The following is a 24,143-nucleotide window of genomic DNA, read 5'->3' as shown; positions in this document are numbered from 1 at the left end:
AGGGGATTCCGCGTCACAGACCGCCGCGCGGCGGGAACACAAGGCCGACTGGGGAGGACGCACGTGCGGGGCATTCTGCTCGCCGAACGGTTTCGGATCATGGAACGTCTCGGTGCGGGCGGCATGGGCGAGGTCTGGTCCGCGCAGGACGAGCGGATGCGGCGCGACGTGGCGGTCAAACTCGTCGACGCGCTGCCCCGCACGAGCGAGGCGGGGACGAAGGCCAGGTTCCAGCGCGAGGTGCAGTCGGCGGGGCGGTTCGCCCACCGGAACATCGTGACCGTCCACGACTGGGGCGAGGTCCCGGTCAACGGGCGCCAGACCCTCTACCTCGTGATGGAGCTGGTCCCCGGTACCTCTCTCCACCACCGGCTCAAGACGTCCGTGCCCGCCTGGCCGCTCACTGTCGGATGGGCCGCGCAGATCACCCAGGCCCTGCACACCGCGCACGGCCACGGTGTGGTCCACCGGGACATCAAGCCGGCCAATGTCCTGCTCACCCCCGAGGGCACGGTCAAGGTTCTCGACTTCGGTATCGCCAAGTTCGTCGGCGACACCCTGTCCTCCCACGACCTCACCGCCACCGGTGCCCTGCTCGGCTCCCCGCCGTACATGTCTCCGGAACAGGCCGAGGGTGTCCGGGAGATCGATCACCGCAGTGACCTCTACTCCCTGGGCTGCCTCCTCTACCACGCGGTGACCGGTCGGCCGCCCTTCACCGGGACCAGCATGCTGGCGGTGCTCCGCATGCAGGTGCAGGAGACACCGGTCGAGCCGAGCGCTCTGGCCGAGGGCATCCCCGGAGCGCTGAACGATCTGATCATGGGCCTGCTCGCCAAGCGACCGGAGGACCGGCCGGCTGATGCCGCCGCCGTCCACGATGTGCTGACCACGCTCTTGATCGACCACGCCGCCGCACTGTCCGGCGGAGACGTTCTGAACGTTGTCCACCTGGGGCACGAGGACTCCCTCGCCGGTCGGATCCTCAGGAAGTCATGGCAGGTCTGGCGGGATACGGAGGAGCACGGCGCGGCCAGGCGACAGGCCGCCGACGCTCACTTCGAGGAGACCCGGGCCAAAGCGGCGCGAGCCGCCGCCGACTTCGAGACCAACCTCGCCAAGCGCCGCGAACAGACCGCCCGTGACCTCGCCGCTCGGGAGGCCAAGGCCATGCAGAGGCTGGCCGAGGTCGAGCACCGGTGCGAAGAGCTCCGTCTGGAGGCCGTGAAACTGCGCAACGACGCCGAGCGGGACGCACGCAGGACCGTGGAGGCGGCGCGACGTCAGGCGGAACAGATCGTCGCGGCCGACGCCAAGGCGGCCCCTCCCCGCGCCGAAGCCGGGCATCAGCGCACGGTCGGCATGGACCGTGCCACCGGGGACCGGAGTTCACCCTTCGGATTCGAGCTGGTTCGGCGGGGCTACGACCGCGGGCAAGTGGACCAGTACATCACCCTCCTCGTCAGCGACCGCGACGCCGCGCTCGTGCTGATCGACAGGTTGGAAAGGCTCACGCAAGAGCTGCAACTCGCCTCGCCGGACGTCGCGCAGAACGACGACCGGTACGCGGACGCACGGCACCAGGTCGAGGACATCATCGCCGAGGTCAACAACCGGGTCGAGCGTGCGGATAGGAGCCGTGCCGACCGGTTCGGGTTCGAGCTGGTGCGGCGGGGCTACGACCGCGAGCAGGTCGACGAGTACCTCGCCAAGCTCGTTGCCGACCGTGACAGCGCCCTGGCCAATATCGCCCGTCTGGCACAACGGATCAAGGAGTGGTCGGCACCACCGGCGTGATCGATCCAGGCCCGGGGACGGGGATCCGCGGCGTTGCCAGGGAGACCTGGGGCACCGAGCAGCACGCACCGACCGCCCCCGGAACCCCTCCCGCGAGATTGTCCTGAAATCACGTGTAAGAGCGGTCCTTTCGTATCGCCCGAGGTAGGCGGACCGCCAGGTTGACGGGCCCGGGCCGGGGCCCGGCGCGGGGGCCGGAAGTGGGCCCGGGGACCCTCTAGGGTGTTCGGCATGTCTGACGCTGAAGTGCTGCGGATCGTGTCCCGGTCGTCCCCCATGGCCCTCGCCCAAGTCGAGCGCGTCCGCGCTGAGTTGGCCGTGCTGCGGCTCGGGGTCAGGACCGAGGTGGTGCCCGTGACCACGTCCGGGGACCGGTGGATGGGGGACCTCGCCGCGCTCGGCGGGAAAGGGGCGTTCACCAAGGAGGTGGACGCGGCGCTGCTCGCCGGGGAAGCCGATCTCGCCGTGCACTGCGTGAAGGACATCCCCGCCGACCGGCCGCTGCCCGCCGGGACCACCTTCGCCGCGTTCCTGCGGCGGGACGACATCCGGGACGCGCTCGTGCACCCCGGCGGGCTGACCCTGGACGAACTGCCCGCCGGGACCCGGATCGGGACCTCGTCCGTGCGCAGGGTGGCACAGCTCGCCGCCTCCCATCCGGAGCTGGAGTGCGTGCCGATGCGGGGCAACGCGAACCGCCGGCTGGAGAAGCTGGCCGCCGGGGACGCCGACGCGCTGCTGCTCGCCGTGTCGGGTCTGGAGCGGATCGGGCGCATGGACGTCGTCAGCGAGGTGCTGTCCGTCGAGGCGATGTGCCCGCCGATCGGGGCCGGGGTGCTGGCGCTCCAGTGCCGGGAGGACGACGAGGTCACCATCGAGGCGGTGAGCGCCCTCGGCGACCGGGCCGCGTACCGGGAGACCACCGCCGAACGGATGCTGCTCCATGTGCTCCAGGGGCACTGCAACTCCCCCATCGCCGGGTACGCGCGGGCGGAGCCGAGTGGTGATCTGTCGCTGCGCGCCAAGGTCTTCACGCCCGACGGCAAGCGGGTCCTGAACGCCCACGAGTGGGCCGGTCCGCTCGATCCCGCGACCCTGGGGACGTCGGTGGCGGTGGCGCTGCTGCGCCAGGGCGCCCGCGAGCTGATCGACGGCATCCCGCACTGAGGCGACACGGTGACACCCCAGGTGAGAGCTTTGCACTAGTGCGAATATCGTTGCGGCTAGTGCAGATTCGGGTTACTTTCGGGAGCATGCCCGCGAAGACTCCCCTGCCCGTTGTCCTCACCGGACGCCATATCCGGCTGGAACCCCTCACCCCGGCGCACGTCCCCGATCTCTTCGCCGCAGGCGGCGGCGACGAGGAGGTCTGGCGCTGGCTGAGCACCCCGGCCCCCCGGACGCCCGAGGAGCTGGCCGAAACCGTCCGGCAGTTGCTGGCCGAGTCCGAGCGGGGCGCGGTCGTCGCCTTCGCCGTCGTGCTGCTGGAGACCGGCCGGGCCGTCGGCTGGACGACCTTCCTCGACATCGACCCGGCGCACGAGCGGCTGGAGATCGGCTGGACCTGGTACGGCCGCGCCCACTGGCGCACCGCCGTCAACTCCGAGGCGAAGCTGCTGCTGCTCACGCACGCCTTCGACGAACTCGGCATGGGCCGGGTGCAGCTGAAGACCGACCATCTCAACGAGCGTTCCCAGGCCGCCATCGCCCGTATCGGCGGCCGGCGCGAGGGGGTGCTGCGGCGGCATGTGCGGCGGCCCGACGGCACCTGGCGGGACACCGTCTACTTCTCGGTCCTCGCCGACGAGTGGCCCTCCGTCAGGGAGCGGCTGGATGCGGAAGCCCGCCGTCGGGGAGCGGCCGCATGAGGGGCGCCGAGGCCGTGATCACCGTACGGCGGCTGACGTACTTCCCCGTCAAGGGCTGCGCCGGTACGGACGTCCCCACCGCGCGGGTCGGGGAGACCGGGCTGGAGCACGACCGGACCTTCATGGTCGTGGACCCGGCCGAGGGCACCTTCCACAGCCAGCGGACGCTGCCCCGGATGGCCGCCGTCCGGCCTGAGGTCGTGGACGGCGGCGCCGGGTTGCGGCTGTCCGCCGACGGTACGGAGAGCCTGTTCCTGCCGGTCGTCCCGGACGGGCCCCGGCGTGCGGTCAGCCTCTTCGGCAGGCCCCTCGGCGAGGCCGTCGACCAGGGCGACGAGGTCGCGGCGTGGTTCTCCGGCGTGCTCGGGGTCGGCGCCCGGCTGGTGCGGGTGGTGCCCGGGTTCGACCGGGACGGCTGGGGCGAGACCCCGGGCAAGGTCGCCTTCGCCGACGCCCACGCCCTCCTCGTCGCCTCCCAGGAGTCCCTGGACGACCTGAACGCGCGGATCGCGGCGAACGGCGGCCGGCCCGTGCCCATGGACCGCTTCCGGCCGAACGTCGTGCTCGACGGCTGCCCCGCGCCGCACGCCGAGGACGTGATGCGGCGGATGGAGATCGGTACGGCCGCCTTCGCCCACGCGACCCCGGCGGCCCGGTGCGCGGTCCCGATGGTGGACCAGGTCACCGGCGAGCGGGACGGGCCGGAGCCCGTCCGTACCCTCTCCACCTACCGGCGCGACGCCCGGCTCCAGAACAAGGTCACCTTCGGGGCGAAGGCGGCCGTCGTCCGGCCCGGCGTCCTCTCCGTGGGCGACACCGTCACCGTCGCCTGGCATGCGGGGAGCGCGGGCCTCACGGGGCTCAGCAGCGGGGCAGCGGCGCGCTGAAGCCCGTGGTGCCGGGGGTGGCCACATGGCGGTCGGTCGCGTAACGGCCGTTCGCCAGCCGGTTCCAGACCCGGGTCCCGCCCACATCCGATCCGGTCCGCTGGCAGGTCACCCAGGCCAGCGACCCCTGCGGCAGCCGCGCCCGGACCGGGTACGACACCCCCGGACCGGTCCGTTCCGCCAGACCGCCGCCCGGCTCCGTCGTCTGGTACGGGTGGGAGCAGCGCGGCAGCGGCGCGCTGTAGCCGGTGGCCGACGGTGTGGTGACCTGGTGGTCGGTGACATAACCGCCCCCGGCGAGCAGGTTCCAGACCCGGGTGCGGCCCACCGCCGGCCCCGGTGTCTGGCAGACCACCGCCAGCGACGCCCCGGCCGCGTGGCTGCGGAGCACCGTGTACGCGGGGGACGGGCCGGAGCGCACGAGCAGCGGGCCCGCGCCCGTCACCCGGTAGGTGTGGGCGACGGTCGCGACCGGCGCGTCGACCCGGTTGCCGTCGATGCTGATCGTCACCCCGCCGTGGCGCTCGTCGTGCGTCCCCCGGTACTGCTTGGCGCGCTGGTGCGCAGCCCACCGGGTGGCGGGGACGCCGCGCCAGCCGGTGAGGGACGCGACCCTGTCGTACCGCGCCACCCAGAGGGCGTCCGGGCGGGCGTACCGGGTCGAGGTGTACGCGTCGGAGAGCTGCTTCGCGCCCTGGCCCAGGTTCATGTAGACGCCCGACAGATGGCCGGTGCGGTGGAGTTCCCGCGTCCAGGAGGAGAGGTACGACAGCACGGCGGTACGGCAGCCGGTGTCGGTCTGGGCGTAGTGCTCGATGTCGTTGTAGAACGCGCTGCCCGGCCGCATCCCGAGCGCCCGGCCCCGGGCCACCGCGTCCTGCGCCGCCGCTGTGCCCTGTTCGCGGGCCTTCGCCGGGGTCCGGCTGATCTTCGCGTCGCGGGCGCGGGCCCCGCAGGGCGGCTGGAGCCCCTTGTGGATCGGCAGCAGCCGGAAGCCGGCGGCGGACACGGAGCGCACCCAGGAGGCCGTCAGCCGGGGCTGGGCGCAGGTGCGGTTGACGCCGGAGACGTACACGCCGACGGCGCGGTACGGGGACGCCCGCCAGGCCCGCATCGCGGTGAGCGAGGGCGCGGTGCAGGTGTCGAAGGCGCTGCCGGTGAACCGGGTCGCGGTCGCACCCGCCGGGTAGGCGACGGACGTGGCCGGCTGCGCGGCGGCGGGCGGGCCCGAGGCGGCGAGCAGCAGCGCGGCCGTCCCGAGGGCGGCGAGCCGGCCGGGGCTGCGGTGCCGGGAGGCGGGCGGTGGGGCAGGGTGCGTCAGCCGCATGGGACCCCCGGGGTGTGGCGTGGCGTGGACCGGTGCGGCCAGGATGCCCCGGGGCGGTGCCCCGGCCCGTGCGCAACACGGCGGGCTGCCGCCATACGGGCACGCGGCAACCCCGTACGGGGCACACGGGCAGGAACACCCGTCATGCCCGGTGTGCCCGGTGTGCCCGTACGAGCGAACCCGTACGGGCACACCGGTCCCGATCAGCAGCCGTAGCGGATCAGCGCCCGCACCATCCGGCAGGTGGTGTCGGACGGCGGGTGGATCCCGATCCGCTCCGCCGTGTCCCGTATCCGGGCGTTGTCGGCGGTGGCCGGGTGGTGGACGCCCGTGTCGAGCAGGGCGATGGCCAGCCGCATCGCCTTCAGCCGCCGGTTGTGGGTGACGTACCACTCCCGGGGCCGGCCCGGCGGGAGGGGCTGCTTCAGCAGCGGGGCGCAGACGGTGGCGGTGACGACCGTCTCGGCCGGCCGGCGGGACCGGGTGGTCCGGCGCGGCCGGGTGGTGGTGGACGCGGGCATCGTGGTGAGGTGGGCAGCGGCCATCGGCAAACCTCCGGGCACGGTGGCGGAACCTTCTCGGACTCTTCGCGGGCCTTCGCGGACCCTTCTCAGGGCTCTTCTCGGACCCTTCGCTGGCTCTTCTCGGGCTTGCGCGGACCCTCTCGGGACCGTCTCGAACTACTGCCCATTCTAGGTCCCGGCACTGACAATCGGCCCTGGCCAGGCCGTATTTACCGGGGTAAGCGGGGCGGGTCGCGGCGGTAGGGTCGGGACATGGAGATCTGGGTTAACCCGGCCTGTTCCAAGTCCCGGAGCGCGCTCCGGCTGCTGGACGAGGCCGACGCGACGTACACCGTACGGAACTATCTGGCGGACGCCCCGGGCGCGGGCGAGATCCGGGAGCTGCTGGGGCGGCTCGGCCTGGAGCCCTGGGACATCACCCGCCTCCAGGAGCCGGCCGCCGCCGAACTGGGGCTCGCCGGCCGGCCCCGGGACGCGGACGCGCGCGAGCGCTGGATCGCGGCGCTGGCGGAGCGGCCCGAGCTGATCCAGCGGCCGATCATCACCGCCGACGACGGGACGGCGGTGGTGGCGCGTACGGAGGAGGCGGTACGGGACGCGCTCGGCCGCCGCTGAACCGGCGGGCCCGCCCGCGAGGTGTCAGAGCGGGGTCGCGTACCAGCGGCGGTGGACCAGCGGCTCCACGAGCAGCACCCCCGCCGCCGCCGTCACCGCGACCGCTCCGGCGGCGGGCGAACCCCAGGCGGCGGCGACGGCTCCGGCCGCGACGACCAGGGGACGCAGCAGCGTCAGCGGCCCGAGCCCGATGACCACGGCGAGGGTGCCGACCCGGTGCGGGGCCCAGAGGTAGGCGACCAGCGAGACGGCCACGGCCAGGGTGTACGGGGCGAGGACGAGCAGCATCCGGCGGGCCGCCGCGTCCAGTTCGGCGTAGCGGTCCGCCGGGCTGCCGGCCGTCAGCAGCAGCGTCCCGGCGACGAGCGCGGTCAGCAGCAGCCCGGGGGCACCGAGGGCGACGCCCCGGCGGGCGGCCCGGGCGTGGGCGGCGGCCCGGCGGATCCGCCCGTCCCGGCCGGCCGACGCCCGGAACCCGGCGAAGGCGGCGTCGGCGAGGCCGAGGAGCAGCAGCAGGACGGCACTCACCGGGGGCTCCGTCCGCGCGGGACGCGACCGGGGACGCCCGGAGGCTCCCTGTCCGGTACGGCCGGTTCCGGCGCCGCGGTGCCGTGCGCGGGTACGGAACCGGGGGCGGCGCCCAGGGGCCGCGGCGCGGACCGTGGCTCCGTGGCGGCCGGTGCCGCCGATGACCGGGGTGTACCGGACCGTACGCCGGGCTCCGGCGCAGTCCGGCTCTCCCCCGCACGCCCAGTACCCGGTACGGCCGGCTTGGGACCATCCGCCGTCAGCGGCGGTGCGGACCGCGCCCGGCCGGCCCCTGTCGCACCCGGCGGCCGCCGCACCACGGCGGGCTCCTGTACGCCGGGACCCACGGGGGCGGGCCGGCCCCCGTCGCCGCCCGGCCCCGGTACGACGGGCTCCGGTACGGCCGCCTCCGGTACGGCCGACCGTTCCACGGGCTCCGTCGCGGCCCGGCGGCGGGGCGTGCCCGGGAGCCAGGGGTTCCACGGTGGGCGCGGGCGCGGCGGCAGGGTGTCCGGGGTCGCCAGGCGGTTCGACGGGCGGCGGCCCAGGGCCGTGCGCAGGGCCGGGAGGAGGTCCGGACGGATTCCCAGGACCGGGCGGATCGTGGTGCAGAAGGGGTTGCTGCGGGCGCGCGGTTCGTACACCAGCGGCACCATTCCCTCCGCGTGCGCGGCGGCGCGCAGCAGCGTGCCGTCGTCGTGCGCCCGCAGGGCCGAGACCACCCCGTCGTGGCGGCCCAGCGGATCCCGCATCCGCGCCCGGTGGAAGATCCACGCGCCGACGGGGGCGAGTCCGGTGGCGGCGATGTCGAAGTGGCAGAAGGCCGCCGCCCCGGACCCGGTGACGGACTGCGCCGCGAAGAAGGTGTCCAGGTCGGGCCCCCGGAAGTGGTGCAGCACCCCGCTGGAGATGTAGACCGTGGCGGGCTGGTCGAGCCGGAAGGCGTCCCCCCGGACGAAGCGGCACGGCAGGTGTTCGGCGCGGGCGAGGCGGTCGGCCTCGGCGACGAGGGCGGCGTGGTGGTCCACCCCGACGAGTTCGACGCCGGGCCCGCCGCCCGGGGCCGTGGGCGTCCCGGGGGCGGCAGACGTACCGGGGGCGAGGAGCGGACCGGAGGCCGCGAGCCGGCGGATCAGATAGCCGAGGCCGCAGCCGATGTCGACGACCCGGAGCGGCCGGCCGGGTTCGGCGGCGCGGATGGCGGCCAGGACCGGGCGGAGGAGTTCGGTGATGCGGTCGCCGATGCGCAGCTCCTCGTTGAGCCGCTGGAGTTCGGTGTGGACGGCGACCAGCCGGCGGTCGGTGGCGACGGGGTCGAGCACCCCGTCCCCGTCGCAGGGGAGCGTGGCCGCGATCCGGGCGCCGTGCCGGTCGCCCGCCGCCGCCAGCCGGGCCACGACGGCGTCACGGCGGACCGGGAGGCGTTCACGGGTGACCGGGTCGTGGGAGACGACCAGGTCGGATATTTCCAGCAGTTGCACCCGCGTACGGTACGCCAGGGGCCGCCGGTCCCCTCACCCGGCTCTCAGCGCTCGTCCGTGCCCGCGACCTTCCCCGTCGCCAGGGCGATCCGGTTCCAGGTGTTGATGGTGAGGATCAGGGCGATCAGCTGTGCCAGTTCCTTCTCCTCGAAGTGGGCGGCCGCCTGCGCGTACACCGCGTCCGGAACGCCGCCGTCCGCGATCAGGGTGATCGCCTCGGTCAGCGCCAGGGCGGCCCGCTCCCGCTCCGTGAAGAAGTGCGGGGCCTCCCGCCACACCCCGGTCATGTGCAGGCGCTCCTCGCTCTCGCCGGCCTCGCGGGCGTCGGTGGTGTGCATGTGCAGGCAGTAGGCGCAGTGGTTGAGCTGGGAGGAGCGGATCTGCACCAGCTCCACGAGGGTCGGGTCGAGCCCTTCGCGGGCGGCCGCGTCCAGGCCGATCACGGCGCGGAACACCTTGGGGGCCTGCCGGGCGAAGTCGATCCGGGCCGTGGCCTTCGGCTGCTGTCCGGCCGGTGCGGGCTGCTCTGTCGTCGTCATGGGTACGACTCTAGAATCGCGGGCGACTGTCAGGGGGGTGCATTTCCATGGCGAAATCATGGGTCAATTCGGCGGAGGTCCTGGGCGCGGACCTCCATCTGGAGCTGTCGGGCGCCGGCAGCCGGCGGGCCGCCCTGACCCGGGTGCTGCGCGACGCGATCCGCGGCGGCCGCCTCGCGCCGGGCTCCCGGCTGCCCCCGTACCGCTCGCTCGCCGCCGATCTCGGCATCGCCCGGAACACCGTGGCCGACGCGTACGCGGAACTGGTCGCCGAGGGCTGGCTCGCCGCCCGCCAGGGGTCGGGCACCCGGGTCGCGCGGCGGACCGATTCCGCCGGACCCGCCGGACCCTCCGGACCCGCTGGATCCACCGGATCCGCCGGATCCGCCGCGTCCACGCCCGCGCGCCCGGTGCCGCTGCCGCCCCCGGCCCGGCGGCCCCCGCACGACCTGGTGCAGGGGAACCCGGACCCGTCCGCCTTCCCCCGTTCCGCGTGGCTCGCGTCCGCCCGCCGCGCACTGTCGTCGGCGCCCCATGACGCCTTCGGCCCCGGCGATCCGCACGGGCGCCCGGAGCTGCGCGAGGCGCTGGCGGAGTATCTGGCCCGCGTGCGGGGCGTGCGGACCGACCCGGCGCGGATCGTGGTCTGCTCGGGCGCCGCCCACGGGCTGCGGCTGCTCTCCGGGGTGCTGGGCCGCCGCTGGGCGGTGGAGGCGTACGGGCTCCCCTTCCACCGGGGGCTGCTGACGTCCGCCGGGGTGACCACCGTGCCGCTGGCGGTCGACGCGCACGGCGCGGACGTCTCCGCGCTGCGGCGGGAGCACGCCGTCCTGCTCACCCCCGCCCACCAGTTCCCCACCGGCGGACCGCTGGGGCCGGGGCGGCGGGCGGCCGTGGTCGAGTGGGCGCGGACGACGGGCGCGCTGGTGGTGGAGGACGACTACGACGGGGAGTTCCGGTACGACCGCCGGCCCGTGGGGGCCGTCCAGTCCCTCGCCCCGGAGGCGGTGGCCCTGCTGGGGTCGGTGAGCAAAAGCCTCTCCCCCACGCTGCGCCTGGGGTGGATGGTGCTGCCGGAGCGGCTGGTGGCGCCGGTCGTGGCGGCGAAGGGCGAGCGGGAGCAGTGGTCGAGCGCCACGGAACAGCTGACGCTCGCCGACTTCATCGCCTCCGGCTCGTACGACCGGCATGTGCGGCGGATGCGGCAGCGCTACCGGCGGCGGCGGGACCGGCTGACGCAGGCACTCGCGGAACGGGCCCCGGGCGTCCGCGTCAGCGGGATCGCGGCCGGGCTGCACGCCGTCCTGGAGCTGCCGCCCGGCACCGAGCGGTCGGTGGTGAAGGCGGCGGCCTGGCAGGGTCTCGCGGTCGAAGGGCTGGGCGAGTACCGGCACCCGGAGTGCGCGAAGGAGCGGGACGGGCTGGTCGTCGGCTACGCGACCCCGCCGGACCACGGCTACCCGGACGCCCTGGACACGCTCTGCCGGGCCCTGCCGCCCGGCTGACCCGCGGGCCCTGCCTCCCGGCCTGCGTCCGGCCGCCGGGCCCGGGGCGGGAGAGCCCCTGCGTGTGGGACGGCGGGCGTCGCCACCCGTACACAAGCCCGTACGTAAGCCTGTGCGTAAACCCGTACGTAAACCTGTACGACCGCACCCGGGCCGCAACCGGAGCCGGAACCGGGGCCGGGGCCCGGCCTCATCCGAGCTGCGCCTCCGCCTCCGCCAGGATCTCCGTCAGCCGCAGCCCGAACCGCGCGTCGCACGGATGGGCCCGCCCGGTACGGATCGTGGCGCGCAGTTCGTCCACGGCGCCCCGGAAGGAGGTGACGGGGTCGTTCCACCGGGGCATCACCGCCTTGCCGTGCTCCCCCACCAGCTCGACCCGGGTCCCGGCCGCGCCCGCCGGTGCGCTCAGGCCCAGCGTGACCGTGCTCGACGCCCCCGAGGAGTGCCGCAGCGTCAGATGGACGGTGTCCGCAGGTCCCGGCACGGCCGTCAGCGAGGTCACGTCGCCCAGGACCGGGATCAGGACGGACAGGGCGTGCGGCCCGACGTCCCACAGTCCGCCCTTCGCCTGCCGCCAGGGCGAGGGCGGGCCCGCGCTGTCGACGCCGTGGGCGTACCGTGCGCCCAGCCAGCGGACGTGCCCGGTGAACCAGCCGCCCGCCGCGATCTGTTCGGCGATCCAGCCCTCCGTGTCGGGTGCGAACCGCAGCGTGCAGAAGACCACCGAGGCGACGCCCGCGTCCCGGGCCGCGTCGGCGGTGGCGCGCGCGGCGGCCACGGTGGTGGCGACCGGCTTGTCCAGCAGCAGATGGCGGCCGGCCGCCGCCGCGCGGGCCGCCAGCGGGGCCTGGATGTCCGGGGGCACGGCGAAGGCGACGGCCTCGCAGTCGGCGAGCAGCGCCGCCACCCCGGCCTCGCCGGAGTAGGCGGTGACGCCGTGGGCGGTGGCCAGCTCCGCCGCCGCCTCGGGCCGCCGGGCCCAGACGCCGGTGAAGGCCACTCCGCCATGGGCGCTCAGCGCGGGGGCCTGGGCCTGTCGCGCCCACGGCCCGGCGCCGAAGAGTCCGCAGCGCAGCTTCGGAGGAGGGGTGTGGGTGGTCATGGGCCCAGTGTGCCGCCGTGGGCCGCGCACGGCAGGAAAACCCGGGGAGCCGTACCCGACCGGGTGTTATGTTCATCGGGCCGGCCGCGGGACTCCGGCGCGACTTCCGGGACTTGCCTGTCAGCAATCGATTTCGCTGTTCGCGCCCTCATTCCCCGGCCGGTTCACGGTTTCCGGGGGGAGAGCGATGGAGCACGTCGAGGGGACGGGCCACGGTCGGGACCGGGCGGATCGGGACCGGGCGGAGCTGGTGGCCGCCGAGGACGTCCTGCTGTTCGTGAACGCGGCCGTCACCGCCACCGGGCAGCGGGAGTTCCGCTCCGGCGCCGGGGAGCAGCGGCTGTCCCTGGCCTTCCTGCACGAGTACGTACGGGTCAACCACCGGCCGCTGTACGCGGCGGCGCTGGCCCTGGACATCAACGACCACAACGCGGCCCTGATCGTCGAGGGGCTGCTGTGCGCGGCGGGCGAGGCGGGGCCGGAGCAGCGGCGCCGGGAGGGTGCGCTGATCGCGGCCCGGCTGGCGGCGCTGCCGCCGCAGCGGGTGTACCGGCTCTTCAGGGCGTTGCGCGCGGCGGGGGTCAACAACCGGCGGACGCGGGCGATCCAGCGGGAGTGGCTGGCGGCCCGGCCCGATCCGGCGCTGGACGCGGTGAAGTACCGGGGCGGGCTGCGGTCGGCGCTGCGGCACGGCCACCACCGGGCCGCCACGGAGGAGCTGGGTGATTTCCTCTTCCGGCCGGGGGCGCGGACCCGTTACGGGCATCCGCTGCTGGAGGCGTACCGCCGGAGCCGTTACGAGAAGGACGCCCTGTACGAGCTGCCGTTCACGGTGGCCGAGGGGGTCGCGGCCCGGCGCGGGGTGGACCGGGCGGAGTTCCTGGAGCGGATCGCGCCCCGGATGACGCGGCTGGAGCGGCTGCGTACCCAGCGTGCCGGTGCCGTTCCGGCGGGCCGGACGGATCTGTCGGTGATGCCGCTGACCCGTCTCGCGCTGTATGTGCTGTCGCTGCCGTACGCGGAGCGGGTGGAGCGGCGGGCGGAGCTGACGGGTGCGCTGCGGTCGGCGGCGCGGCGGGCGGCGGGTCCGGCCGCCGGGAGCTGGGGCCGGGTGGCGGCGGTGCTGGACGACAGCTGTTCGTCGTCGGGTTCGGCGGTGAAGCGGCGCCGGCCGCTGGCGGTGGCGCTGGGCGCGCATTTCCTGCTGGAGGCGCTGGCGGGGTCGTACCGCGCGTACTGGACGTCCGGTGCGAAGGATCCGCTGCTGGTGCGTCCGTGGGGGGCGACCCCGCTGGGGATGCGGGTCCTGGACGCGCTGGAGGGCTCCCCGGAGCGGCTGGTGATCGTCTCGGACGGCTGGGACAACGCGCCGCCGGGGCTCGCGGGCGAGGTGCTGCGGATCTGGCGGACGCGGCTGGATCCGCTGCGGCGTACGGCCGTAGTGCATCTGAACCCTGTATACGACGCGGAGGGCTTTGACGTGCGCCGGCTGGCGCCCGGGGTGCCGACGGCGGGGATCCGGGACGCGGAGGATCTGCCGGCGCTGGTGGAGATCGCGCGGTTCGCGGAGGGGCGGACCGGGGCGGCCGGGCTGCGGGCCTATCTGGATCGCCGGACGGCGGATTTCCTGGCCCGGCACGGACGGCGGGAGGCACGGTGAACAAGCTGGACCTGACCGGTCTGACGGCCGGTCCCGCGCAGGTGTGGGGCGGTGTGCGGCTGGTGCCGCTGCTGCGTTCGGAGCCGGTCGCGGGGCTGCGGCTGCGGGCCGAGGTGTACGGGCGGGAGTACGCGTCGGTGCGGACCGGCCCGCGCGAGCGCTATGTGTCGTACGTACCGCACGGCCTGGTCGCGGACTGGGGGCCGCGGGAGGGTGCCGGGGGCGGCGGCGCTCCGACGGCGGTGTACGGGACGCAGCTCGCCGAGGCCGGCGGCGACGGCCCCGGCGGGTGCGGGCCGCCGGTGCGCATTCCGCTGCGGGAGCACCACCGGCTGGCGAAGCGCGGCCGGGCGCGCTCCGGCGCCCCGGAGCCGAGGCTGCGGTTCCTGCCGCTCCATCTGGCGCTGGAGGGCTATCTGTCGCTGCACTTCAGGGGCCCGTCGGTGGTCTGGGACGCGTGGACCCGGCGGGCGGTGCGGCGGGGTCTGTCGCCGCGCGCGGAGGCGGCGTACACGGGCCGTGCGGTGCCGGGTCTCGCCGAGGCGCTGCGGGTCTTCGAGATCGATCCGCGGCAGTGCGGGGTGCTGGTGTACGTGTCGGACGCGCTCGCGGGGGCGTTCGTGGTGCCGCATCCGGCGGACTACCGGGCTCTGCATCCGTCGCTGGTGGAGGATCTGTACGGGGAACTGGTGCACCAGTACGCGTACTACGGGCGGCCGGTGGCGGAGTTCACGGCGTCGCTGGGGGACGGGCGGTACATCCGTTCGGTGGCGGAGCTGCGGTCGGCGGCGGTGGCCCAGGAGCGGCTGTGGCGGGAGCGGCACGACACGCTGATGGCGGGGCGGCTGCTGGAGCCCTCGTACGCCTTCGAGCGGGTGTACGCGCTGGGGTCGTTCACGCTGTGGCGGTTCCTGCCGTCGTTCCGGCGGGGGGAGCCGGAGCAGCACATCGGGGAGACGATCACGGACCACAAGGGGCGGGTGGCGTATCTGAAGACGTTCCGGTTGTCGGAGGCGCAGACGGGGCGGGCGTATCTGCTGCGGCGGCTGCACGAGCACGACTGGCGGCTGGACCGGACGGCGGAGGCGATCGGCACGGACCGGGCGGAGCTGGTGCGCAGGCTGCGGGACGCGGGCTTCGGGGAGCTGCTGAGGCCGGACGCGGGCGCGGGCCGCTGAGCCGCGGGCCGCCGTCGCCGACACCGTCACCGTCGGCAGCAGACAGCGGATCGTCACACAAGCACCTGAGGTACCTCGTAACACAGGGTTCACAAACGGGCAACGGCCGGGAAATGGGGCATTGCGAAGCTGCGGGGCATACCGCACGACCCGCAAAGGATGAGACCCGTGACCTTCAAGGCTGAGTACATCTGGATCGACGGCACCGAGCCGACGGCGAAGCTCCGTTCCAAGACGAAGATCCTCGCCGCCGGGGCGGAGCTGCCCATCTGGGGCTTCGACGGGTCCAGCACCAACCAGGCCAAGGGGCACGCGTCCGACCGCGTCCTCAAGCCGGTCTTCTCCTGCCCGGACCCGGTCCGCGGCGGCGAGGGCGACGTCCTCGTCCTGTGCGAGGTCCTCAACACGGACATGACCCCGCACGAGTCCAACACCCGCGCCGAGCTGGCCGAGGTGGCGGAGCGGTTCGCCGCCCAGGAGCCGATCTTCGGCATCGAGCAGGAGTACACCTTCTTCAAGGACGGGCGGCCGCTCGGCTTCCCGGCGGCCGGCGGTTTCCCGGCGCCCCAGGGCGGCTACTACTGCGGCGTCGGCGTGGACGAGATCCACGGCCGTGACGTGGTCGAGGCGCACCTCGACAACTGCCTCGCGGCGGGTCTCGGGATCTCCGGCATCAACGCCGAGGTGATGCCCGGCCAGTGGGAGTTCCAGGTCGGCCCGCTCTCCCCGCTGGAGGTCGCCGACCAGCTGTGGGTGGCCCGCTGGCTGCTCTACCGCACCGCCGAGGACTTCGGCGTCTCCGCCACGCTGGAGCCGAAGCCGGTGAAGGGCGACTGGAACGGCGCGGGCGCGCACACCAACTTCTCCACCCGGGCGATGCGGGAGAGCTACCCGGCGATCATCACCGCCTGCGAGTCGCTGGGCGAGGGCTCCAAGCCGATGGACCACGTCAAGAACTACGGCGCGGGCATCGACGACCGGCTCACCGGGCTGCACGAGACGGCGCCGTGGAACGAGTACAGCTACGGCGTCTCCGACCGGGGTGCCTCGGTCCGGATCCCCTGGCAGGTGGAGCAGGACGGCAAGGGCTACATCGAGGACCGCCGCCCCAACGCCAACGTCGACCCGTACCTCGTGACCCGGCTGATCGTGGACACCTGCTGCACCGCGCTGGAGAAGGCCGGCCAGGTCTGACCACCGGACCGGACCGCACGGCCCCGAGGGGCGCCCGCCGACCCGGCGGGCGCCCCTCGGGCATTCCCGGCGTTTCCCCCGGCCGCCGTGCGGGAAGAGTGCGGTGTGATGAGATCGCCGTCTCGAACCGTGAGAGCAAGGCTCGTTCCGGCCCGGCCGGTCTGCTTCAATGAGGGCCATGGTCGGCTATGAGAACCCCGCGGCAGGTCGTTGTGACCTGGAGCCGTTCTGGCCTTCCCGTCAGCACCATGATTTCGACCGTGAGTGTTGCCACGCGCTGAACGCGCGGGCCCACTAAAGCCGGTCACCCACCGGCCTTCGGCCCGGCGCGCACGACGTACGTCCCGCCCTCCTCGGTTCGACGACTCCTCAGCGCGAAAGAGAGCTGACCTCTCATGGCGAACTCCCGCCCCTTCCACGCCGTTCCCGCCCAGGCCACCCACGCGGCCCACGCCACCGCGACGGCGGCCGGCGGCACGGCGGCACCGAACCGCGGCCGGCACCGGCTGCGCGCGATAGACCGCGACGAGGTGGTGCCGCCGGGCGGCCTCGCCGACGTGGTCGAGCTGCTGCCGCCGGGGGCCACCTGGGTGCCCGCGCCCCAGCACAACCTGCCCAGCCTGCCGGGGCGGCCGCCGATGCTCGGCTATCTCCTCCTCGTCCCGGCGGTCCGCCCCGCCACGGCCGCGACCGCCGTCGTGGAGCGGCCGTCCATGGAGGCGGCGGAGGCGGCGGAGGCCACGGACCCCGGTCCGGTACGGATCGACGCGGCCGAGCGGGTCGCCCATGTCGACGGGCGGGCGCTGGACCTGACCTACCTGGAATTCGAGCTGCTGTCGCACCTGGTGGCCCACCCGCACCGGGTGCACACCCGGGACCAGCTGGTGACCACGGTCTGGGGGTACGGACACGTGGGCGACGGGCGGACCGTCGACGTCCATGTCGCCCGGCTGCGGCGGAAACTGGGCGAGCGCTACCGGCATACCATCCAGACCGTGCGGCGCGTCGGCTACAAGTACACCCCCTGACACCTGGCAGAACGGCCGTGGCCCGGCCCACCCCCGAGGGTGGACCGGGCCACGGTCATCGGCCCCGCCGGATCACCCAGGCACGCGGGCGCGGAAACGGGCCACCGCCCCGAGCGCCAGATCGAGCACCAGGAACGCCAGCAGCGACCACCCCAGCAGCGGGACGAACCAGCCCGCGAACGCGGCCGCCGCCGCCAGCGGCAGCAGCGCCGTCACCGGGACCCTGCGCCAGGCGCCGCGCGGCACCGGCCGGCCGCCGAGCGCCCGGCCCCGGGTCGGCCGCCGCAGCCACCACATCCGGTAGCCGGAGACGATCAGCACGATCAGTCCGAGCGTGAGCGCGGCCAGGGCGAGCTGGTTGGGCAGCCCCAGCAGCAGGCCCATGTGCGCGTCGATGCCGAAGCGGGTCAGCTGGGCGAGGACGGGGAAGTCGGAGAAGCGCAGCTCGTCGACGACCTTGCCGTTCGCCGGGTCGACGGTGACCGCGTCCAGCTCGACCGGGACGGTGGAGTCCCGCTCCTTGACGACATAGCCGGTGCCCTCGGCGGGCAGCGAGATCGCGATCATGCCGCTGTCGATCCCGGCGCCGCGCGCCGCCACCAGCGCCCGGTCGATCCCGATGTCCGCGCCCTCGTGGGTGCCGCCGTGCCCGGCGCCGTGCTCCGCGTGGTCGCCGCCGCCCCCGGCACCGGCGGGCGCGTCGCCCACGGTGACCGACAGCACCGGAGTGGCCCCGCCGAGGCGGTCCTGGACGGTGCCGATGTTCTCCCCCGCGTACTTCGACCACGTCAGGCCCGTGGCCGAGAGCAGCACCAGACCGATCACGGCCCACAGACCGACGGAGCCGTGCCAGGACAGGGTGCGGCGGCGGCCCTTCGGCAGGGAACGGTCCGGGAGGACGAGGGCCCGCTTCGCCGCGCGCCGGCGGCCGAGCCACAGCAGCAGACCGCCGAGAGCGACGATCCACAGCCAGCTGGCGGCGAGTTCGCTGTAGAGACGGCCGGACTCGCCGAGGTGGAGATCCCGGTGCAGCTCGTCCAGCCAGGTGCGCAGCGGCAGGGCGCCGGAGCTGCCGAAGGACGGCAGCTCGCCGCGTATCTCGGCGGTGTACGGGTCGACGAAGACGGCGAGCGACTTGCCCTCCTCGACGCCGGGCGCGCTCATCAGCACCCGGGTGGTGGCGTCGTCGGACGCGGCGGGCCAGACGGCGGTGACGGTGCCGTCGGGGTGGGCCGCGCGGGCGGCGTCCACCTGCGCGGAGAGCGGCAGGGCGCGCTCCCCGGCGGAGACGGTCAGCTCCTCGCGGTAGACGAACTTCTCGGCCGGGATGGAGAGGGCGTACAGCAGTCCGCTGACCGCCGCGATCAGCAGCAGCGGGCCGACCAGCAGGCCGGCGTAGAAGTGGATACGGAGGACGAGGGGCCGCAGCGCGGTCCAGACGCCGGGCGGCCGGGTGGAGCCGGCGGTCTCCCGGGCGGTCTCCTGCTCGGTCTCGGTCCTGATACCGGCTCTGGTGTCCGCGTCGTTCGCGGGTCCGCTGTCGGCGGACGTGTCGATGGACATGGTGGTCCTCGGTGTGGGAGGTCGACATGGGGAAGCGGCCCCCAGGTCAGACAGTCACTCCGGGGACCGTGGCACGGAATACGGCGGACGCGGGCGGACCCCGGCGCACCAGGGTGTGGCCGAGGAGCACCCCGGGGCGGAGCCGGGCGGCGGTCCGGGTGCGCACCGGGAGCCGGGGGGCACCCGGCAGCGGCACGGCGGTGACCGGCGGCCGCAGCGGGGTGAAGGCGAGAGCGCCCACGGCTCCGGCGAGCCGCAGGAAGGCGGCCTCGCCCCGGGCCAGCCAGAGGGCGCAGAAGGCGGCGCCGAGCAGATGGGCCGTGACCATGGCGACGGGCGACGGGCCGAGCAGGTCCATGGCGGGACCTGGCTCATGGCCGGTGCCGCCATGCGCGGCCGGCGCCGGGCCGTGGCTCTGGACCCGGGCGAAGACGAGGTGCAGCCCGCCCTGGACGGCGAGCAGCCCCAGGCCGATGGTGGCCGTTCCCCGGCGGCGGCGGGCGGCGACCCAGGCGAGGGCGGTCGTCACCGGGAAGGCGGGGAGGAGGACGGTGAGGGGGAGGTCGTGCCCGGATGTGTACGAATGACCCATCGCGGCCAGAGAGATGCAGATCGCCGCGAAGAGGGCGGCGCGGAGGGTGCGCAGGGGCGACCGGGCATCTGTCATGGTGCGGACATGTTGCCATTGGGTGGGGGCGGGCGGGAGGGGTGACCGGGCCTCTCGCCGGCCGGGGTGACCGTTTGCCCGCACATGTACGGGTTCGGACTTGCGGTGTCCGGGCCGCGTCGGTACGTGTGCGGTGCGCTCGTCCGGGGCCTTGCGGTGGCCCGCCCGCGTCGGTACGGGTACATCGCGCTCGTCCGGGCCCCGGCTGCCTGGCCCGTGGGTACGGGGGCCGCACCCTTTTTCCCCCGGCTTGGGGTACCGGTCCGCCTGTGCTGGCTGCGTGGGTGGGGGGTGCAGGGTCGCCCCCGCAGGGGATCGGCGGTAAGTCCGGCTTGCGCTGACCATAAGCCCTCGGTCCGCCGACCCCGAGGAGGTGAGCCCGGAGGCCACCACCAACCCGCACCACACCCGGTCCCGGAACCACCCGAACAAAACCAGCCTCGCCGGCGATTGAGGCGCGGGGGCCTCGGGGGCTGGCCCCCGACGACAACCCGAGCAAAACCAGCCCGTCCGGCGATTGAGGACGGACCCGCACCCTGCCCCGCCGCACAGGCGAACCTGCGGGCCCTCGTCGGGGACCAGTCCCCGAACCCCTGCGCCTCAAACGCCTGCGGGGCTGAATTTTGTCCAGCTTGCCGCAGGGGCGGACAGGTTCTCGGGCACATGGCATGTGCGGGCCCGTGTCGAGGGCCAGCCCCCGAGCCCCCGCGCCTCAAACTCCCCCAGACTTCGTCCGGGGGGACCCCCAAGAGGCTGGATTTTGCTCGGGTCGACGGCGAGACGGGTTTGTGCGGGTCGACCCGGCCCGGGTAGTGGTGCGGGTTGGCGGGGCCTCCGGGCTCACCTCCTCGGGGTCGGCGAGCGTACTCACGGGGTTTTGTGCGGGTCGGCCTCCGCCGATCCCCTGCGGGGGCGACCCTGCACCCCCACCCACACAGTCAGCGAAGGCGGACCGTACCCCCGGCGGGGGGGGGGGGAGGGAAGGTGCGGGACCCCGTACCGACACGGGCCAGGCAGCCGGGACCCCGGACGAGCGCGAGCAACCCGTACCGACACGGGTAGGCAGGGCGGGGCCCAGGACGAGCGCGGCGTCCTCGTACCGACGCGGGCCAGGCAGGGCGAGGCCACCTCGCGCGGGTGCTGGCCAACGTACCGACGCGGGCGGGCCACCGGGAGCCCGGACGAGCGCGCCCCGCCCGAACCGCCGCAGGCGGACACCGCAAGGGCGACCCGTACCACCGGGACGGGGGAGACGGGTGGTTCCCCGTTCGCCCGAGAGCTGATTACTTCGTCCGCGAGCGAAACCCACTGGCCCCGCGGCGACGCGACACGCAAGCTCGACGCATGAGACTACTGGTGCTGGGTGGAACCGAGTTCGCGGGCAGGGCCCTCGTCGCAGCGGGCGTCGAGCGCGGCTGGGAGGTGACGGTCTTCAACCGGGGGACGCGCCCCGTCCCGGCGGGCGTGGAGACGCTCGTCGGGGATCGTACGGAGCCGGGTGGGCTCGCCGCGCTCGAAGCGGGTGAGTGGGATGTCGTCGTGGACACCTGGGCGGCGCAGCCGCGGGCCGTCCGGGACACCGCGCGGCTGCTGCAGGGGCGCGTCGGGCGGTATGTGTATGTGTCGAGCTGTTCGGTGTACGCGTTTCCGCAGCCGGTCGGGTTCGACGAGTCGGCGCCGCTGGTCGCGGGCGACCCGGATGCGGGGGAGGTGGAGTATCCGCAGGCCAAGCGGGGTGGTGAGCTGGCCGTGCTGGATGTGTTCGGTGCGGAGCGTTCGCTGCTGGTGCGGGCCGGGCTGCTGCTGGGGCCGTGGGAGAACGTGGACCGGTTGCCGTGGTGGCTGCGGCGGGTCGCCGAGGGCGGGCCGGTGCTCGCCCCGGGGCCGGGGGGCAATCCGCTCCAGTACATCGACATCCGGGACCTGGCGGCGTGGACGCTCGACGCGGCCGCGGCGGGGCTGCACGGCCCGTACAACATGGTGAGCGAACAGGGGCACGCCACCATGGAGGAGTTGCTGACGGCCTGTGTCCGGGTGACCGGGTCGGACGCGGAGCTGCGCTGGGTCGACGCCCGTACGGTTCTGGACGCCGGGGTCGAGCCGTGGACGGAGCTGCCGGTCTGGGTGCCCCGGGAGGAGACGCCGGAGCTGTTCAACGCCGTCTACCGGCAGGACGTGAGCAAGGCGGTCGCGGCCGGGCTGCGGTGCCGGCCCGTGGCGGAGACGGTCGCGGACACCTGGGCGTGGATGCGGACCGAGGACCCGGACCGGCCCCGGCGGGCCCCGCGCCGGACCGTGGGGCTGGACCGGGCCGTGGAGGAACGCATCCTCGCGGACAAGGAGTGAGGGCAAAGGGGTGAGGGCAAAGGGGTGAGGACAAAGGGGTGAGGACAGGGCCGCTTCCCCCGGGGAAGCGGCCCGCCGCTCAGTGGGATCCCGGCGCCGGCAGCCGTCGCAGCGCCCTCGGCGTGTGCCAGTTGCGTTCGCCCAGCAGCGCCATCACCGACGGCAGCAGCACCATCCGGACCACCGTCGCGTCCAGCAGGACCGCGACCCCGAGCCCCACCCCCATCTGCTTCATGTCCTGCATGGAGAGCGTGCCGAAGACCGCGAAGACCGCCACCATGATCGCCGCAGCTCCGGTGACCGCGCCCGCCGTGCGGCACACGCCCTCCCGGATCGCGTCCCGGGTGGTGGCGCCCCGGTCGCGGGCCTCGCGGATCCGGGAGACCACGAAGACGTGGTAGTCCATGGAGAGTCCGAAGAGCACCACGAGGACGAAGAGCGGCAGCCAGCTCTGGACCGCGCCGACCTTCTCCGTGGCCAGCAGGGACGCGCCCCAGCCGTGCTGGAAGACGGCGACCATCACCCCGTACGCGGCGCCCACGGAGAGCAGGTTGAGCACGATCGACGTCACCGCGATGACATAGGAGCGGAAGCAGAACAGCATCAGCAGGAAGGTCACGGCGGTGATGAAGACGAAGACGGGGACGATGCCGTCCTGGAGCTGTTCGTTGAAGTCGACGGACCTGGCGAGTTCGCCGGTGACCCTGACCTCGGCGCCGGTGGTGTCGAAGGCGGCGGGGAGGGTCTTCGTGCGGAGCTTCGTCAGCGCGTCGACGGAGCGCTGTCCGGTGCCGTCCCCGGCGAGTTTGATCTCGATCTCGGCGATGTTGTGCCGCGGGTGGACGGTGACGTCGTCCTTGTCGAAGCCGGCGAGGGCGTCGCGGACCGGTGCGGCGTCGATGTCGTCGGCCCTGACCACGGCCCGCGCGGGTTCGGGGCCGCCCGGGAAGGCGTCCGTGATCCGCTCGTGGGCGACCGCGATCCGGTTGTCGGCGCCGAACTGCTTCTGCCAGCCGAGCTGTTCGGTGCGCATTCCGGTGGCGGGCGCGGCGAGTGCCAGGAGGACGACGGCACCGAGGGCGGCGAAGAGCCGGGGGCGGGCGAGGACCGGGCGGAGCACGGCCCCGGCGACGGCGCCGCTCTCCCGGCCGGAGCGGGCGGGGGCGTTGGCCCGTTTGCCGCGCGGGCGGCCCAGGAAGGGGATCCGGCCCGCTTCGACCCGGTCCCCCAGCGAGGCGAGCAGCGCGGGCAGCACGGTGACCGAGCCGGTCATCGCGATGAGGACGACGGTGATGGTGGCGACGGCGAAGCCCTCGAAGAGCATCAGCCCGGAGAGGAACATTCCGGCCATGGCGACCATGACGGTGACGCCGGAGACCAGGACGGCCCGGCCGCTGGTGGCGGCGGCGATCCGCAGCGCGGTGTCCGCGTCCCGTCCGGCGGCCCGTTCGTCGCGTTCGCGGCGCAGGTAGAAGAGGCAGTAGTCGACGCCGACGGCGAGCCCCATCAGGAACATCACGGAGTTCGTCGTCGGGGACAGCGCCAGCTGGTGGCTGATGAGCGAGAGCGCCCCGAAGGCGGCGAGGCAGGCGGTGAGCGCGAGGCCGACCGGCAGCAGGGCGGCGACGACGGCGCCGAAGGCGACCAGCAGGATCCCGAGGGCGAGCGGGACGGCGGTGAGTTCGGCCTTCAGCAGGTCGTCCGCGAGCAGGTCGTTCACCCACTTCTGGGAGCTGGCGCTGCCGAACTGGTGCAGTTCGATGTCCTCGTGGCGCCGGTCGACCGCCCGGACGGCGTCGAGGACCGGGCCCACCCGGTCGGGCGCGGTGTCGGCGTCCCCCGTGATCTCCAGGCTGACGAGGGCTTCCCGGCCGTCGGCCGACGGCACGGGCGGCGGTATGTCGGCGACCGCGCCGGTCCGTTCGACCACGTCGGCGAGTTCCGCGGCGGCCTGCCGCCAGCCGCCTTCCCGGCCGGCGGCGACGAGGACGAGTTCCCCCGCCGGGCGGTCGAGTCCGGCGTCCTCCAGGATCCTGTCGGCGCGGGCGGAGTCGCCGGCGCCCATCTCGGACGTGCTCATGTTGACCGTGCCCACGGCACCGCCGATGCCCGCTGTCAGCGCGACGAACAGCAGCCAGCCGATGATCGCCGTTCTGCGGTGGCGCGCGCTCCACATCCCCACGCGCGCCGCGATGTTCCCCTTCATGGCCCCCCGTTCCCGGATCCGATCCGTCCGGGGTGGCCCCCGTTCGGTGTCGAGAACGACCGTAGGAAGCGGCGCCCGTCGGCCCCAGCCGTCGAAGCCCCCTGCTCAGGAGGGTCAGGGCGAGCATT

At 74.3% G+C, this 24,143-nt stretch carries 20 protein-coding genes; 11 read left to right on the top strand and 9 right to left on the bottom strand.

What is annotated here, in order from left to right; translation table 11 throughout:
• Window positions 1-99 precede the first annotated feature (99 nt).
• The 4 genes from SYYSPA8_RS07240 (at window position 100) to SYYSPA8_RS07225 (ending at window position 4,552) form a co-directional block, all read left to right on the top strand.
• Window positions 100-1,797, top strand: a complete 1,698-nt coding sequence (locus SYYSPA8_RS07240; protein WP_323446113.1) for a serine/threonine-protein kinase — start codon at window positions 100-102, stop codon at window positions 1,795-1,797.
• Between the two features lie 231 nt (window positions 1,798-2,028).
• Window positions 2,029-2,964 carry a hydroxymethylbilane synthase gene (gene hemC / locus SYYSPA8_RS07235; protein WP_323446112.1) on the top strand — a complete coding sequence of 312 codons (936 nt, stop codon included), beginning with the start codon at window positions 2,029-2,031 and terminating at the stop codon, window positions 2,962-2,964.
• An 86-nt stretch (window positions 2,965-3,050) separates the two neighbouring features.
• Window positions 3,051-3,665 (top strand): GNAT family N-acetyltransferase, encoded by a 615-nt coding sequence (locus tag SYYSPA8_RS07230; protein WP_323446111.1) that lies wholly within the window; start codon window positions 3,051-3,053, stop codon window positions 3,663-3,665.
• Window positions 3,662-4,552, top strand: a complete 891-nt coding sequence (locus SYYSPA8_RS07225; protein WP_323446110.1) for an MOSC domain-containing protein — start codon at window positions 3,662-3,664, stop codon at window positions 4,550-4,552. The genes SYYSPA8_RS07230 and SYYSPA8_RS07225 overlap by 4 nt, the downstream gene beginning before the upstream one ends.
• Here SYYSPA8_RS07225 and SYYSPA8_RS07220 read toward each other — a convergent pair.
• Window positions 4,527-5,879: a glycoside hydrolase domain-containing protein gene (locus SYYSPA8_RS07220; RefSeq protein ID WP_323446109.1), complete on the bottom strand. Its 1,353-nt coding sequence runs from the start codon at window positions 5,877-5,879 to the stop codon at window positions 4,527-4,529. The genes SYYSPA8_RS07225 and SYYSPA8_RS07220 overlap by 26 nt on opposite strands.
• 203 nt (window positions 5,880-6,082) lie before the next feature.
• The gene (locus tag SYYSPA8_RS07215; RefSeq protein ID WP_323446108.1) at window positions 6,083-6,424 is read right to left on the bottom strand and encodes a hypothetical protein; all 342 of its coding nucleotides are present in this window, start codon (window positions 6,422-6,424) and stop codon (window positions 6,083-6,085) included.
• A 231-nt stretch (window positions 6,425-6,655) separates the two neighbouring features.
• Between SYYSPA8_RS07215 and SYYSPA8_RS07210 the strand changes: the two genes are divergently transcribed.
• Window positions 6,656-7,018, top strand: coding sequence for an ArsC/Spx/MgsR family protein (locus SYYSPA8_RS07210; RefSeq protein WP_323446107.1), 363 nt, complete (start codon window positions 6,656-6,658; stop codon window positions 7,016-7,018).
• A 24-nt stretch (window positions 7,019-7,042) separates the two neighbouring features.
• Here SYYSPA8_RS07210 and SYYSPA8_RS07205 read toward each other — a convergent pair whose 3' ends face one another.
• From SYYSPA8_RS07205 to SYYSPA8_RS07195, 3 genes are read right to left on the bottom strand one after another with little or no spacing between them, the layout of a single operon-like run.
• Window positions 7,043-7,546, bottom strand: a complete 504-nt coding sequence (locus SYYSPA8_RS07205; RefSeq protein ID WP_323446106.1) for a hypothetical protein — start codon at window positions 7,544-7,546, stop codon at window positions 7,043-7,045.
• The gene (locus SYYSPA8_RS07200) at window positions 7,543-9,027 is read right to left on the bottom strand and encodes a class I SAM-dependent methyltransferase (protein ID WP_323446105.1); all 1,485 of its coding nucleotides are present in this window, start codon (window positions 9,025-9,027) and stop codon (window positions 7,543-7,545) included. The genes SYYSPA8_RS07205 and SYYSPA8_RS07200 overlap by 4 nt, the downstream gene beginning before the upstream one ends.
• A 44-nt stretch (window positions 9,028-9,071) precedes the next feature.
• On the bottom strand, window positions 9,072-9,566 hold the full coding sequence (locus tag SYYSPA8_RS07195) for a carboxymuconolactone decarboxylase family protein (protein ID WP_323446104.1): 495 nt from the start codon (window positions 9,564-9,566) through the stop codon (window positions 9,072-9,074).
• Window positions 9,567-9,613: 47 nt separating this feature from the next.
• Between SYYSPA8_RS07195 and pdxR the strand changes: the two genes are divergently transcribed.
• Complete coding sequence (gene pdxR / locus SYYSPA8_RS07190; protein WP_323446103.1) at window positions 9,614-11,071, top strand: MocR-like pyridoxine biosynthesis transcription factor PdxR; 1,458 nt, start codon at window positions 9,614-9,616, stop codon at window positions 11,069-11,071.
• Between the two features lie 190 nt (window positions 11,072-11,261).
• Here the strand turns inward: pdxR and SYYSPA8_RS07185 are convergent, their stop codons facing one another.
• Window positions 11,262-12,173 (bottom strand): Gfo/Idh/MocA family protein, encoded by a 912-nt coding sequence (locus tag SYYSPA8_RS07185; protein WP_323446102.1) that lies wholly within the window; start codon window positions 12,171-12,173, stop codon window positions 11,262-11,264.
• A gap of 187 nt (window positions 12,174-12,360) precedes the next feature.
• On the opposite strand from SYYSPA8_RS07185, the gene SYYSPA8_RS07180 reads away from it, so the two are divergent.
• From SYYSPA8_RS07180 to SYYSPA8_RS07165, 4 genes are all read left to right on the top strand, one after another.
• Window positions 12,361-13,833 carry a hypothetical protein gene (locus tag SYYSPA8_RS07180; protein WP_323446101.1) on the top strand — a complete coding sequence of 491 codons (1,473 nt, stop codon included), beginning with the start codon at window positions 12,361-12,363 and terminating at the stop codon, window positions 13,831-13,833.
• Window positions 13,830-15,011 carry an ARPP-2 domain-containing protein gene (locus tag SYYSPA8_RS07175; protein ID WP_323446100.1) on the top strand — a complete coding sequence of 394 codons (1,182 nt, stop codon included), beginning with the start codon at window positions 13,830-13,832 and terminating at the stop codon, window positions 15,009-15,011. The genes SYYSPA8_RS07180 and SYYSPA8_RS07175 overlap by 4 nt, the downstream gene beginning before the upstream one ends.
• 168 nt (window positions 15,012-15,179) lie before the next feature.
• The gene (gene glnII / locus SYYSPA8_RS07170; protein WP_323446099.1) at window positions 15,180-16,205 is read left to right on the top strand and encodes a glutamine synthetase; all 1,026 of its coding nucleotides are present in this window, start codon (window positions 15,180-15,182) and stop codon (window positions 16,203-16,205) included.
• Window positions 16,206-16,600: 395 nt separating this feature from the next.
• Complete coding sequence (locus SYYSPA8_RS07165; protein WP_323446098.1) at window positions 16,601-17,233, top strand: winged helix-turn-helix domain-containing protein; 633 nt, start codon at window positions 16,601-16,603, stop codon at window positions 17,231-17,233.
• Between the two features lie 72 nt (window positions 17,234-17,305).
• Here the strand turns inward: SYYSPA8_RS07165 and SYYSPA8_RS07160 are convergent, their stop codons facing one another.
• Together SYYSPA8_RS07160 and SYYSPA8_RS07155 are read right to left on the bottom strand one after the other, a co-directional pair.
• Window positions 17,306-18,796, bottom strand: coding sequence for a PepSY-associated TM helix domain-containing protein (locus SYYSPA8_RS07160; RefSeq protein WP_323446097.1), 1,491 nt, complete (start codon window positions 18,794-18,796; stop codon window positions 17,306-17,308).
• Between the two features lie 46 nt (window positions 18,797-18,842).
• Complete coding sequence (locus tag SYYSPA8_RS07155) at window positions 18,843-19,463, bottom strand: hypothetical protein (RefSeq protein WP_323446096.1); 621 nt, start codon at window positions 19,461-19,463, stop codon at window positions 18,843-18,845.
• A gap of 1,344 nt (window positions 19,464-20,807) precedes the next feature.
• Between SYYSPA8_RS07155 and SYYSPA8_RS07150 the strand changes: the two genes are divergently transcribed.
• Window positions 20,808-21,809, top strand: a complete 1,002-nt coding sequence (locus tag SYYSPA8_RS07150) for an NAD-dependent epimerase/dehydratase family protein (RefSeq protein WP_323446095.1) — start codon at window positions 20,808-20,810, stop codon at window positions 21,807-21,809.
• A gap of 79 nt (window positions 21,810-21,888) precedes the next feature.
• Here the strand turns inward: SYYSPA8_RS07150 and SYYSPA8_RS07145 are convergent, their stop codons facing one another.
• Window positions 21,889-23,985 carry an MMPL family transporter gene (locus SYYSPA8_RS07145; protein WP_407705937.1) on the bottom strand — a complete coding sequence of 699 codons (2,097 nt, stop codon included), beginning with the start codon at window positions 23,983-23,985 and terminating at the stop codon, window positions 21,889-21,891.
• Between the last annotated feature and the right edge of the window lie 158 nt (window positions 23,986-24,143).

It is taken from the genome of Streptomyces yaizuensis (genome assembly GCF_034961445.1).
Lineage (GTDB): Bacteria > Actinomycetota > Actinomycetes > Streptomycetales > Streptomycetaceae > Streptomyces > Streptomyces yaizuensis.
This window is presented reverse-complemented; position numbering and strand designations above follow the sequence as displayed.